Here is a 13789-nt window from a genome sequence, read left to right on the forward strand (position 1 = left end):
TAGCCTATTGGCCTGAGCAGGTTTTGAGACCTTTTTGGTTTAAGTCGAGCTGGCCAGCGTTGTTACAGGGCCAGACTGTTCTGTCGGCGCTGACGCGTGTCTTTGTCTGCTTGAAATAGAAATGCCCCAAGAAGAGGCATTTTTTTGGACTAAGCATGCGTAGTTAGTCAACTTGCATGGCGCTTGGGCAGACCACTCTTTGACGCGGATGGCTGATTGCCGATTAGGGGCAATTTTTTCCATTTCAAGCAGGGAGGTCGCCACACTTATGCAGGCGGGTTCCCTCTGAAGTGTCGACCTTGTTTTCTAATCAACCGACTCAAGTCGGCTTAGCCAGATACCCCCTCATCCCCAAAAGCCGCGCAGGTTGTTTGGACGTCAAGTCTGACAACTTGTCATATATATCGATAAGTGGCGTTCCCTTGCTTAACTCCATTTCATACAAGGCAACTTTCTCCGCCTGGTATTTTTCATCCGCCATCATGAAATACGCTGTGCTTTCTTCCGTGACTGGTTCACGGGTGTTTGAGTAATATATCGGCCCACCTTTTAGCCAGTCGGTGATGTCTACCAGGACTTCGTGAAGAGCTTGTCTTTTAGGCCCGCCTTCATAGACTATATCTTTCAGAAAAGCGCCAAATTCTTTTTCGTCCATTTTGCTGACGGTATCCCGCATTGCAAAGCTGCCGTGCTTAAGTTCGGTGACTTGCGTTTGCTGCTGAGCTGCTGGCGAGATCGCCACTTGGGTTGCTGCTGTTGCAAGCACGGCTTGGAAACTGGGGGGAGCAGTGTTGAGGCTTGCCTGCTGCGGTTTTATGTTTGTGTCAGCTAGAGCAAACTTGGGTGTTGATGAGTTGATCAGCATGAGTCGTGTCCAGGTGTGAGGTCACAGATAGTCTGCGGAGCGCTGGGGAGATCAGGGGGAGGTGTAGTACACGGTCACTGTTGTGGGTACATAGACCGGCGGGCGTCCGCCACCCCAGCTTTTGAGATCAAAAATGACGTAGAAAGGTTTGCTGGCATCAAGATCGTTAAAGGCTCGGGTAGTTGCATCTTTGCTAAAAAAACTGACGCAGTTTGTAGGGCCGTTCCAGCATAGTTTGTTGTCAGCCAAGATGGTGTTGACCTGTGTGCCTGACATCCCAACTTCAACACGGCTAATTCGAGCACCGGGAGGGACGTTGTGGCCGAACCTGCTCGGGTCGTAGATTTCTTGATAGGTGCTGAGCCTGCTCAGCTGGAATGTTTGTGTGCCCATCCAGTGTGAGCTGGCGTGTGCTGGGGTGATGAAGAGCAGGCTTTGTATCAACATAAAGATCAATGATGCGATAGAGAGCTTTTTTTTCACCTTGTTTCCTTGCTTTTTTAAAAATTGATTATTAGTCTAGTGTTTTTTGAAAAGGGTAAAGGCAAGGGTTAAGCTGGAAAACTGCGTCAGTTCTTATGTGGTGGTGGTTTTTTATTTGTATTTTTATTGAGAATTAATGTATTTGTTTTTATTTAATAATATGAATTTAGGTGCTTAATTATTTTTTATCTTTTTGGTTTGTTTTTTTATGGTTTTATAATCCGTGTGTTTTTAACTGTATTTTTCTGTCAGTTTAATGTTGGGTTTTGATGTAAAAGGTAGTAATAAGGTTTTTTTCAGTTGGTCGGAGTTCATAAGATAATTAATAAATAATTAAGCTGCTTTATTGGCTACGCCCGAAAAGCTGGATCGTTCTACATGCTTTAAGTTACGGACATAGCCGATCAATTAAGCCCCGCCTCAATCCCAAGCCGGCGCCAAGCCTTCTGGGTCAACCAGCCGCTCCCCTCGATTCAGTTCAGCGATCCTTCCCAAATCCTCCGCATCTAGTTTCAGCTCTCCAGCCTTCAGATTGCTTTCCAGATTCGCTCGTTTGGTCGACGACGGGATCACCGCAAAGCCTTGATGAATTGCCCAAGCCAGGGCCACCTGTGCCGAAGTCGCGCCATGTTTAGCTGCGATTTCTTGCAGCACAGGATCTTGCACCGCTTTGCCATAAGCCAGCGTCATGTAGGACGTCAGATGCACTCCCTTCTCACGCGCAAAGGCAGCCAGTTTGCTGTTTTGCAGGTAGGGGCTGATCTCTACCTGGTTGGTAGCGATGTTTTCTGCGCCGACGGCCGTAATGGCTTCTTCCAGCAGGGCGATGTTGAAGTTGGATACGCCGATCTGGCGGGTCAGGCCTTGTTCGCGCGCTTCCAGCAATGCTTGCAGGGATTCTTTCAAGGGCACAGCGCCCTCTGGCGAGGGCCAGTGGATCAAGGTCAGGTCCACGTAGTCGGTGCGTAGTTTTTTCAAGCTGGCTTTCAGGCTGGGGATGAGTTGGTCGCCCGCTAAATTGTCGATCCAGATTTTGGTGGTGATGAACAGTTGGTCGCGGGGGATGCCGGACTCAGCGATGGCTTGGCCGACTTCGGCCTCGTTCTCGTAGATTTGAGCGGTATCGATGGCGCGGTAGCCGACTTCTAAGGCGGTGCGTACCGAGTCAATAGCGGCCTGGCCGTTAAGGCGAAAGGTGCCGACGCCAATTGTAGGGATAGTCATAGTGATAATTCCATTTCAGTAAATTAACTTGGGCGGCTGGTATGCCTGCCGATGAATAATCAGAAAAAATAGGTTGGTGCTGGTGCTGGTGCTGGTGCTGGTGCTGGTGCTGTTGTTGGTGTTGGTGTCGTTGCAGATGCAGATTGGAGTATCGCTATAAAGATTGGAAAACCCGCAACCCGCAACCTGCAACCCACAACCAGCATCTGCTCCTTAGCAAACCGCCAACGATGCAGCGTTGATATCAGCTTTTACTTTCCTGTCACGCTGATCCAGCTTTCCAGCCCATACCGTCAGCCCCAATGCCACCATCACAATCAGCGCACCGATCCAGGCAGTGTGAATCAGGCCTACGTGGGCAACGATTAGACCACCACCCCAAGCACCAATCGCAATGCCGATATTGAACGCGGCAATGTTCATTCCGGACGCCACATCCACAGCCTCTGGTGCGAAGCGTTGGGCTTGGTTGACCACATAGATCTGCAATCCAGGTACGTTCCCAAAGGCTACGGCACCCCAGGCCAGGACGGTTGCCAGCATCAGCCAGCGGTTACCTGCGGTGAAGGTCAAGACCAGTAAGACGATAGCTAGCAGCAGGAAGATTACCTTCAAGGCCGGGATGGGGCCGTGTCGATCGGCCAGCTTGCCACCCCACAGGTTGCCGATGGCTACCGACACGCCGTAAGCCAGCATGACGCCTCCCACTGCGTGGGTGGAAAAGCCTGTGATCTGCTCCAGCATGGGAGCCAAAAAGGTGAAGGCGGTAAATGACCCGCCATAACCCACGGCAGTGATGGCGTAGACCAGCAGCAGTCGTGGCTGGCCAAAGATACTAAGCTGCTGGCGCAAAGTGGCCGGCTTGCTACGCGCAACATTCTTGGGCAGGAAGGCCAGACTGCCCAGAAAAGCGATCACGCCCAGCATGGAGACGGCAAAGAAGGTAGTTCGCCAGCCAAACTGCTGGCCAATGAAGGTGCCCAGCGGCACGCCTGTCACCAAGGCAACGGTTAGACCCGTGAACATGATGGCGATGGCACTGGCGGCTTTTTCTTTGGGGACCAGGCTGGCAGCGATGGTAGAACCAATCGAAAAGAAGACGCCATGCGCCAGGCCGGTCAGGATACGGGCAACGATCAAGGATTCGTAGCCGGGTGCTTGCCAGGCAATCAGGTTGCCGACGGTGAATAAAGCCATCAGGCCCAGCATCAAGGCCTTGCGGGGGATTTTGCCAGTCAGGGCGGTTAGGACTGGGGCTCCAATAGCGACACCCAAGGCGTAAAGGCTGACTAGCAGCCCTGCGGAGGGCAGGCTGACGGCCAAATCATCAGCAACGGTAGGAAGCAGGCCAACGATCACGAACTCGGTCGTTCCGATGGCGTAGGCGCCGATGGTCAGCGCCAAAAGAGCAATAGGCATGGTGTTTGCATCCTTGCGTGGAGCATTGAAAGAATGCCATTGTGTGCTTGATGATTTATTCAAAAAAGTCCATATTGACCAAAATATATTTGATTTAAAGTCAATAATGAAAACAACTCTGGATGAAATGCAGGCTCTGATTGCCGTGGTGGATACGGGGGCTCTTTCGCGTGCGGCCGAGCATTTGGGGCTGACGGTGTCAGCGGTTAGCCGAACCTTAAACAGGCTGGAAGAGAAGCTGAACACGACACTGCTGCAGCGCACGACGCGGCGTCTGGATTTGACAGAGGAGGGCGCGGCCTTCCTGGAGAAAGCCAGGGCCATTGTTGCCAGTGTGCAGGAGGCGGAGGAGGACCTTGCCATTCGCCGGGAGCAGCCAGCAGGACGCTTACGGGTGGACGCTGCATCCCCTTTTATTTTGCATTGTGTGGTCCCCTTGGTTGCCGGGTACAGAGAGCGCTACCCCCAGGTGAATTTGGAATTGACCAGCAACGAAGGGTGGATTGATCTGCTGGAACAACGCACGGATGTGGCGATACGTATTGGTCGGCTCAAAGATTCCACCTTGCATGCCCGGCCCATTGGGAACTGTCGTTTGCGTGTGTTGGTGTCGCCGGCGTATTTGGAAAAGCACGGTCATCCGCGTGACATTGCCGATCTGGATAATCATGTGCTGCTGGGGTTCACACAGCCTGTTTCTCTGAATGAATGGCCCTTACCGGCCCCTGATGGCATGCCCTTGCATATCAAGCCCACTATCGCGGCATCCAGCGGGGAAACCTTGCGGCAGCTGGCGCTGGATGGCGTGGGGATTGTGAGCTTGTCGGACTTCATGACGCATAAAGATCGTGATCAGGGGCGTTTGGTCGAGTTATTCCCCAAACGCAGCTTGCAAGTGCGTCAGCCCATCAATGCGGTGTACTACCGCAACACTGCCTTGTCGGCGCGGATTTCTACCTTTGTGGATTATTTGCGAGAGTGCTGGGATTCCGGTGCAGGTGCTTGTAGTCTTGTGGATTCCAAGCACAAGCTAAAGCCCTGATACTGGAAGTGGGGCTGCTAGGCCAGGGCTTCGCGGGGCAGATAAGCGTCACATCACAATAAGCAATGACAGCCCTATCAGGTGGCAAGGGGCGCAGTATGCGGGGGGAGACAAGACAACAATGAATAAGCTAACTGAAGCGGGGCAGACACAGGCGGCGGCCAAGCCCGGCACTGCTATCGAAGTCTTTTGGGCTTTTCTCAAGCTGGGCCTGACATCCTTTGGTGGTCCTATCGCGCATCTGGCTTATTTTCGTGCAGAGTTTGTTGAACGCCGCCGTTGGTTGGATGATCGCAGCTACTCTGATCTGGTGGCCTTATGTCAGTTCCTGCCGGGGCCAGCCAGCAGTCAGGTCGGTATGGCGCTGGGTTTGGGGCGTGCGGGCTGGATGGGTTTATTGGCCGCCTGGACGGGTTTTACGCTGCCTTCGGCCATCGCCCTGATTCTGTTTGCCTTAGGGGTCGCGGGCCATCAGGGCCTGGCTGAATCTCCTTGGCTACATGGGCTAAAAATGGTGGCGGTCGCCATTGTTGCGCAGGCCGTGTTGGGGATGGCACGCTCTTTATGCCCGGACAGGCCTCGGGCTGCTTTGGCAATTCTCGCGGCGCTGTTAAGTCTGGCTCTGCCCTCAGCCTTCGGGCAGGTACTTGCCCTTGCAGTGACAGGTTTGCTGGCGTGGTGGAGGCTGAATGTGGAGCAGACAGGCACGGCTCAAGCACATTCTTATCCCGTGTCGCGCAAGGTGGGCATGGTGGCCTTGTTGATCTTTACGGCCTTGTTGATTGCCTTACCCTTGTGGGCGGCGGCAACGGGTTCATCCACGATTCAGTTAGTGGAAGGTGTATATCGCTCGGGTGCTTTGGTGTTCGGTGGTGGGCATGTGGTGCTGCCCTTGTTGCAGGCCTCGGTGGTGCCTACCGGGGTGCTTAGCAATGCGGACTTGATGGTGGGGTATGGGGCCGCTCAGGCAGTGCCGGGCCCGCTGTTTACCTTTGCTGCCTATATCGGTGCCATGGCTCAGGGGCCGTTGCAGGGCTGGGTGGGCGGCTTGGTGTTCCTGTCTGTGATTTTTCTACCGGCATTTTTGATTCTGATTGGCGTGCTGCCTTTCTGGGAAGGGCTGCGCCATCGGGCAGGCGTTCGGACGGCCATGGCGGGCGTGAACGCTGGAGTTGTTGGAATTCTGGGGGCGGCGCTGTATGACCCGGTGTGGACCAGCGCGATTCACAGTCGGGCGGATTTTGGCTTGGCCTTACTGTTGTTTGGCCTGCTGACGGTGGGGCGGGTGCCACCGGCTTTGGTGGTCTTGTTAGCGGCGATGGGGGCCTGGGTGTTAGCGGGCTAAGGTGTGCCAAAGGCCAAAGTGGGTGTGCATACCTGCAAGCAATACACCCCGCTTTGGCCCTGGCACGAAAAAGCATTGCTAGGTGGTTTTATCCTGCGCAGCATTGTGTTCTGACCATCCGCCCCCCAGCGCTTTGTACAGATCAATCAAATTAGCCAGACGCGCCAGACGTGTTCTGACCAGCGTTTGCTGGCTGGCGTACAAGCTGCGGTGGGCGTCCAGCACGCTTAGGTAGTCGTCCATTCCCTCTTGAAAGCGTTGTTCGGCCAAGGTTTGAGCTTCATTGCTGGCGATGACGGCCAGTTGCTCGGACTGGATCTGCCTATCAAGCAGGTCTTTGCTGGCCAAGCCATCGGCCACTTCTCGAAATGCCACTTGAATCGCCTTTTCATACTGGGCGATTTCGATGCGTTTGCGCACCTGCGCTACATCCAGGTTGGCAAGCAGCGCACCGCCCCTGAATATCGGCAAAGTAATGCTGGGCAGGAAACTCCAGGCTCGGGTGCCGGAATCAAACAAGCCTTCCAGTGATGTACTGGCGGTGCCGATGGAGCCGGTCAAGCTGATGGTGGGCAAAAAGGCTGCCCTTGCGGCACCGATGTTGGCGTTGGCACCGCGCAGGGTTTGCTCTGCCGCCCGAACGTCAGGACGGCGCACCAACAGCTCAGAGGGCAGACCGCTGGGCAGGTCAGCAATAACGATCTTGTCCGGCAGCGTATCGGCTTTGTCCAATTGACTGGATAGGTCTGCTGTTAAGGGCTGCCCTAACAGCAGCACCAAGGCGTTGCGGTCCAGAGCGGCCTGTCGGCTGTACGCGGCGTAGCTGGACTCGGCCTGGCGCAGGGCGACTTCTGCCCGGCGCAGATCCAGCTGAGTGGCATGCCCCAGCTCTTTTAACTGGCGACTTAAATCATAAGAACGCTGTTGGGTGGCCAAGGTGTCGCTGCTCAGGCGCAGCAATTCCTGGTCAGCACGCAGCGTCAGGTAGGCATTGGCCAGCTCGGCAATCAGGCTCATCTGTGCAGCAACGCGGTTCTCATCCAGAGCCAGATAGTTGGCCAGCGCCTGCTCGTTCAGATTGCGGATTCGCCCCCACAGATCCAGTTCCCAAGAGGTGCTCATCCCTCCTACGTCATAGCGGCGGTTCACTTGGCTGATGCCGCTAGGGCTGAGTTCAGCGGGCAGACGTTCGGACGCCCCGCTGCCCGTGGCACTTAGCTCGGGCAGGATTTGGGCGCGCTGGATTCGGTACAGCGCCTGTGCCGCCTCCACATTTAAGGCGGCTGTGCGAAAGTCTCGATTGTTCTCCAGCGAGATCTCGATCAACTGATGCAGAAGCGGGTCGGCAAAAAAGTGGCGCCAACCTATGTCCGCAGCGGCTGTTTGCGTAGCATCGGCCGTTTCTGTTGCGTCTGAACTGGTCGGGTACGCGGTATCAATCGGTGCCTGTGGGCGTTCGTATTTTGGGGCCAGGGAGCAGCCCGCCAGCACCAGTGCCAAAGCCAGCGGGGAGAGCAATCGGGCAGTGCGCCCGTAGCTAGAGGTATTTTTCATGATCATTCCTGCCATCAAACGGGCTGCTTATCGGCTGTGTTGCGTGCCTGGCGGTTCTGCCTGCGCAGCGCCAGTTTGCGCACCACCACGTAGAACACCGGCGTTAACAACAGACCAAACAGGGTGACTCCCAACATGCCGGAAAATACCGCCACCCCCATGGCATGACGCATTTCAGCGCCGGCACCACTGGCTAACAGCAGCGGGATTACACCGGCGATAAAGGCCAAGGAGGTCATCAAGATCGGGCGCAAACGCAGTCGGGCCGCTTCCAGCACCGCGCTTAGCGGGTCCGCCCCGGCGTCTTCTTGCGTGCGGGCAAACTCCACAATCAGAATGGCGTTTTTAGCCGCTAGTCCGACCAAGACCACAAAGCCGATCTGCGTGAAGATGTTGTTATCCCCACCCGACAGCCAGACCCCGCCAATCGCCGAGAGCAAGGCCAAAGGAGCGATCAGCAAGACGGCGAAGGGCAGCGACCAACTGTTGTACTGCGCCGCCAGGATCAGGAAGGCCAGCAGCACCGCCAAGGGGAAGATATACAGCGCGGAATTGCCGGCCTGCTTCTCTTGATAAACCAGGTCTGTCCACTCGTAGACCATGCCTTCGGGCAAGGTTTCCTGAAGGATCTTTTCAATGGCATCGGTAGCTTGCCCAGATGAATAGCCTGGGGCTGGGCCACCGCTGATGTCTGCGGAGGGGAAACCGTTGTAGCGGATCACCCGGTCTGGGCCAGAGCCTTCAGTCAGGGTGACAAAGGCATTCAAGGGAATCATGTCGCCTTTGGCGCTGCGCACTTTCAATAGGCCAATGTCTTCGGCCTGTGCACGAAACGGGGCGTCAGCCTGCGCCATGACCCGGTAAGTACGCCCGAAACGGTTGAAGTCGTTAACGTACAGCGAGCCCAGATTGATTTGCAGGGTCTCAAAAACATCCGTTAAAGACACGCCCAGGGTTTTGGCTTTAACCCGGTCGATCTCCACTTCCAGCTGCGGCGCGTTGGTCTGGAAACTGGCCAGCATATTGGCGAGCTCCGGCGCTTGCATGGCTTTTGCCAGAACCTGCCCCTGCGCTTGGACCAGGGCTTCTAAACCCAAACCATCACGGTCTTCAATCTGCAGCTTGAAGCCACCCATGGCACCCAGGCCGGGAACAGGGGGCGGTGGGAAAATGCCCAGGAAACCGTCTGGAATCTGGCTGAACTTGCCCATCAATTTCCCGGCGATGGCATTGGCCGATAGTGATGGGTCCTGCCGTTCGGAAAAGGGTTTGAGCATGGCAAACATCAGGGCGGAATTGGGCACATTGACCGGTCCGTTGAAGGACAGGCCAGGGAAGGCCACCACGCTTTCCACGCCCGGTTCTGCCAGGGCAACCTTCGACATTTCTTTGACGGTAGCTTCCGTCCTATCCAGCGACGCGCCACTTGGTAATTGCGCAATGCCCACCAGAAAGTATTTGTCCTGAGCGGGGACAAAGCCATTGGGGACCTGATGAAAGCCCAGCCAGGTCAGGCCCACAAAGCCCACGTACAGCATCAGCACAATGGCGCTGCCCCGTACGGCACGGCGCACCGTACCCACGTAGGAGTGAGCAGCCCGGTCAAAGAAGCGGTTAAAGAGTCGGAAGAATCCGCCAAACAGCATATCGATCAGGCGGCTTAGCCAATCACGTTGGCTCTTGTCGCCATGGGGTTTAAGCAAGATGGCGGCCAAAGCTGGCGACAAAGTCAGCGAGTTGATGGCGGACAGAATGGTGGAAATCACAATCGTCAGGGCGAACTGGCGGTAGAACTCGCCTTGCAGCCCGGACAGAAAAGCCGAAGGGATAAAGACCGCTGCCAGTACGGAGGTAATGGCGATAATCGGCCCGGTTACCTCATCCATGGCCTTGAACGCGGCCTGTTTGGGGGATTCGCCCAGCGCCATATGCCGCTCTACGTTTTCCACCACCACAATGGCGTCATCGACCACGATACCGATGGATAAGACCAGCCCGAACAAGGACAGTGTGTTCAGGGAAAAGCCGAAAAAATGCATCAAAGCAAAGGTGCCGACCAAGGATACCGGCACAGCAACCAGCGGAATGATGGATGCGCGCCAGGTTTGCAAAAACAGCACAACAACCAGCACCACCAACAAGACAGCTTCCAGAAGGGTGATCGCCACAGACTGCAGGGAGGCACGCACGAATACCGTTGGATCGTAGGCGATGCGGTATTCAATGTCCTGCGGGAAGCCACCTTGCAGCTCTTGCATCTTGGCCCGTACCGCATTGGAGACATCAATGGCGTTGGCGCCCGGGCTTTGGATAATCTGCAAAGCGGGGGCGGACTCACCATTTAACAGACTGCGCAGGGTGTAGCTATCCGCGCCTAAAGACACGCGGGCCACATCACGCAGCCGGGTTACCTGGCCGTCCTGACCGGTCTTGACCACAATCTCGCCAAACTGCTCTTCACTAGACAGGCGACCCAACGTGTTCACCGTTACCTGAAAGGCCGAGTCGGCATTGGGTTGCTGGCCGACGGAACCGGCGGCCACCTGGACGTTCTGCTCGCGCAAGGCGGCCACGATATCGCTGGCCGTCAGCCCACGTGCAGCCACGCTGGAGGGGTCCAGCCAGATACGCATAGAGTATTCACCTGCTCCCCAAACCAGCACGTCGCCCACTCCGGGCAAGCGGGCCAGTTCATCGCGTACTTGCCGGATGGCGAAGTTGGACAGATACAAGGGGTCGTAGCGCTTTTCTGGGGAGACCAGATGCACCACCATCAGCACATCCGGTGACGTTTTTTGCGTCACCACACCAATGCGCTGCACCTCTTCAGGCAGGCGCGGCAAGGCGCGGGACACACGGTTCTGCACCTGAATCTGCGCCATATCGGCGTCCGTCCCTTGCTTGAAGGCAATGGTCAGAACCATCTGGCCGTCCGTGGCCATTTGGGAGTTCATGTACAGCATGTTTTCCACGCCGTTGATCGCTTGCTCCAGAGGCGTTGCCACCGTGTCGGCAATGACCTCGGGGTTAGCACCGGGATACTTGGCCGTTACTTGAACGGTAGGTGGGGTGACGGCGGGGTACTCGCTTAGCGGCAGTTGCCAAAAGGCCATGGCCCCAGCTATCAGCATCAGCAAAGACAGGACGATGGCAAAGATAGGCCGCGCGATGAAGAAGTGTGGGAACTTCATGGCTGGGACTCCGCAGGGCTGGAGGCGGAGTTAGCCGCATCCGGGCCAGATTGCATGGGAACCAGTTGAGGGGTGATGCTCATGCCTGGGCGTACCAACCCTTTGATGACGATCTTTTCACCGGCTTGCAGGCCAGCTTCAATGACACGCAGTCCATCCACGATGGGGCCAGGCTGGACTACGCGGTATTGAGCCTGATTGTTCTGATCCACAACCAGCACATAGCGCTTGCCTTGATCGGTGCCTACAGCTTGGTCATCAATCAGAATGGCGGCCTGCTCAGCCCCTGTTGCCAGCCTGATGCGGGCAAACAGGCCCGGAGCCAGCATGTCATCGGGATTGGGAACCACCGCACGAGCGCGTATGGTGCCGGTGCTGCGATCAATCTGGTTGCCCACAAAGTCCAGCTTGCCTTGATACGGAAAGCCTTTGTCGCTTGTCAGGCCAATGCTGACGGGCAGAGCCGTGGTTTTATCGCCGGAACCTGGACGGGACTGACGTATGGCGTTCAGGTAAGTGGCTTCGTCTATGTCAAAGTACACATGAACCGGGTCAGTGGAGACGATGGTGGTCAGCAAGCTGGCCTGATCGGTGGACCCTCCGTTGACCAGATTGCCTTCCGTCACCAGCACCCGGTCCACACGGCCCGCAATGGGCGAGCGAATATGGGTATAGGACATGTCCAGTTGAGCGGCAGCGACGGAGGCCTTGGCTACTTGCACTTGTGCTTGCTGCGCATTGCGTGCGGCCAGTGCATCGTCGTAGTTTTTACGTGACACCGCGCCGGTTTCCACCAGCTTCTGGGAACGGTCCAGGTCGCTTTGCGCCTGTTTGGCCAAGGCTTCGGCCTGACGCAGTTGCGCCGTGGCGGTGTCCAGCGCTACCTGGAAGGGGCGTGGGTCTATATGGAATAACGGCTCCCCTTTACGCACCAGACTACCTTCAGGCACGCTGACCGCTTCCACCGCTCCGCTGACGCGCGAGCGTAGTTCTACCGACTTGGGAGCCGCCAGAAAACCCGTGAAGTCCGTGGACGGCTGGATCCTTTTTTGCAGGACCTGAGCAACCGGTACCTGTGGCGCCATAGGCGCGCTGGTGGCTTCTTGTGGCGGTTCTGACGCCTTGTCTTTATGATCGGAACCATCGCGGGCTGCGTAGGCGGCCCCGACTGCGGCAATGGCGCCTGCCGCTAAAGCAAATTTGAATGTTCGACGCATGGCTGTGCCCCTATTTCGCAGCAGGGCTTCGGCCCTTCCGAAGCGTCTGTGCAGAGTTGAGTGGCAAGCTTGGGCCTTACAACGATTGGAAGGTCAAGGTGTTGTTAATACACGCTTTTCAAGGTGTTGACTTTCCAATCGTTGGAACCCTTAGCTTGGGCACACGGCCTTGAGTAGCAAGGCGGATTGTGTCGATCAACAGCAAATTTGTGTGGAGTCACCATGCCAAATAAAACGATGAGACAGCCAGACCCGTATTGGACGAAAACAAGCGGGTCCAAGGTCATGCAGGGCCCATGGGCCTATACGTGAAGGGGGCAGTAATGAGCAGCAAAACTATTCTTATCCGCCAGACCGGACAGCAGATTGCCGTAGAGGATGGGCAAAACATCTTGCAGGCCGCCCTGCAAAGCGGGCTGGCTTATCCGCATGGCTGCCGTCTGGGCCGCTGTGGTGGCTGTAAAACCCGGCTGGTTGATGGACAAGTGCAGACCCTGGAATATTCCCCCTTTGCCTTGACCGAAGCCCAAAAGGAGCGCGGGCTGATCCTGGCCTGTAGAGCCATACCCCTGAGCGATGTCACGGTGGACTGGATTGGCACGGACGATGCCCGGGGGCTGGCGCCTTCGCGCAGCGTGACAGGGACAGTAACCCAGCTTCAGGACCTGACGCATGATGTGCGCCTGGTTCGCATCCGCCCGGAGCAGAACTCTCCCCTGATGTTCTTTGCCGGTCAGTATGCTGATATCAAATTTGGACAAGCACCGGTACGCAGTTATTCCATGGCCAACCGGCCCGGCTCCCCGGAGCTGGAGTTCCATATACGTCGCGTCCCGCAAGGCGTGACCTCTGCGTATGTGCACAGCGTGCTCAAAGTAGGCGAGACAGTCAGCCTGGACGTGCCACGCGGCTCTTCTTACCTGCGCGAGGGGCATGGCGGACCCATACTCTGTATTGCCGGAGGGACGGGTCTGGCCCCTATTAAGTCAATTGTTGAAACAGCGCTGGCCTGTGGCATGAGCCAAGCCATCCATGTGTATTTTGGTGTGCGCGAACTACAGGATTTATATGCTGTTGATGACTTCCGGGCGCTGGAGCGCCAATACCCCAATCTGGCTTTTACTCCTGTCATCTCCGGCATACCGGCCACTCACTGCCGCCGCGGGCTGGTCACCGATGTCGTTGGCAACGATCAGCCTGATTTAACGGGCTGGAAGGTCTATGTGGCGGGCTCCCCCGCAATGGTGGACGCCACGATGGGCATGGTGCTCAAACGCGGCCTGAAAGTGCAGGATCTGCACGTGGATGTATTTTTTACGCCATAGTCCCGACCAGGTGGGAGCCTGTGGTGCAGATAGGTGCTTGACCTTCCTGTAGGGTGAATCTTCACACTGTGTGATGTCAGTGCTGGCAAAAGGGGCCTGAGCAGGCAAAAAAGACTGATGGGGC

General features: G+C 56.3%; 10 protein-coding genes. 3 read left to right on the forward strand and 7 right to left on the reverse strand.

Going from position 1 to position 13789, the window contains the following annotated elements:
• Positions 1–319: 319 nt before the first annotated feature.
• The 4 genes from AC1RSM_RS09555 to AC1RSM_RS09570 form a co-directional block, all read right to left on the reverse strand.
• Entirely contained in the window at positions 320–865 is a 546-nt protein-coding gene (locus AC1RSM_RS09555) for a hypothetical protein (protein ID WP_492931890.1), read from the reverse strand.
• A gap of 51 nt (positions 866–916) precedes the next feature.
• Positions 917–1348 (reverse strand): hypothetical protein, encoded by a 432-nt coding sequence (locus AC1RSM_RS09560; protein ID WP_492931892.1) that lies wholly within the window; start codon positions 1346–1348, stop codon positions 917–919.
• Positions 1349–1768: 420 nt separating this feature from the next.
• A complete protein-coding gene (dkgB, locus tag AC1RSM_RS09565; RefSeq protein WP_492931894.1) occupies positions 1769–2572 on the reverse strand; it encodes a 2,5-didehydrogluconate reductase DkgB in 804 nt (267 codons plus the stop codon).
• 213 nt (positions 2573–2785) lie between these two features.
• Entirely contained in the window at positions 2786–3991 is a 1206-nt protein-coding gene (locus AC1RSM_RS09570) for an MFS transporter (RefSeq protein ID WP_492931896.1), read from the reverse strand.
• 106 nt (positions 3992–4097) lie between these two features.
• Here AC1RSM_RS09570 and AC1RSM_RS09575 point away from each other — a divergent pair, with 106 nt between their 5' ends.
• Both AC1RSM_RS09575 and chrA read left to right on the forward strand, forming a co-directional pair.
• Positions 4098–5033 (forward strand): LysR substrate-binding domain-containing protein, encoded by a 936-nt coding sequence (locus tag AC1RSM_RS09575; protein ID WP_492931898.1) that lies wholly within the window; start codon positions 4098–4100, stop codon positions 5031–5033.
• Between the two features lie 121 nt (positions 5034–5154).
• Positions 5155–6378: a chromate efflux transporter gene (gene chrA / locus AC1RSM_RS09580; RefSeq protein ID WP_492931900.1), complete on the forward strand. Its 1224-nt coding sequence runs from the start codon at positions 5155–5157 to the stop codon at positions 6376–6378.
• 78 nt (positions 6379–6456) lie between these two features.
• Here chrA and AC1RSM_RS09585 read toward each other — a convergent pair whose 3' ends face one another.
• From AC1RSM_RS09585 to AC1RSM_RS09595, 3 genes are read right to left on the reverse strand one after another with little or no spacing between them, the layout of a single operon-like run.
• Positions 6457–7932, reverse strand: coding sequence for an efflux transporter outer membrane subunit (locus tag AC1RSM_RS09585; RefSeq protein ID WP_492931902.1), 1476 nt, complete (start codon positions 7930–7932; stop codon positions 6457–6459).
• A gap of 14 nt (positions 7933–7946) precedes the next feature.
• On the reverse strand, positions 7947–11123 hold the full coding sequence (locus AC1RSM_RS09590) for an efflux RND transporter permease subunit (protein WP_492931904.1): 3177 nt from the start codon (positions 11121–11123) through the stop codon (positions 7947–7949).
• Positions 11120–12340, reverse strand: a complete 1221-nt coding sequence (locus AC1RSM_RS09595) for an efflux RND transporter periplasmic adaptor subunit (protein WP_492931906.1) — start codon at positions 12338–12340, stop codon at positions 11120–11122. Before AC1RSM_RS09595 ends, AC1RSM_RS09590 begins: the two co-directional genes overlap by 4 nt.
• Positions 12341–12663: 323 nt before the next feature.
• Here AC1RSM_RS09595 and AC1RSM_RS09600 point away from each other — a divergent pair, with 323 nt between their 5' ends.
• Positions 12664–13665, forward strand: coding sequence for a 2Fe-2S iron-sulfur cluster-binding protein (locus AC1RSM_RS09600; protein ID WP_492931908.1), 1002 nt, complete (start codon positions 12664–12666; stop codon positions 13663–13665).
• The last annotated feature ends 124 nt before the right edge of the window (positions 13666–13789 follow it).

Source organism: Alcaligenes sp. GW821-FHT11D07 (assembly GCF_058808495.1).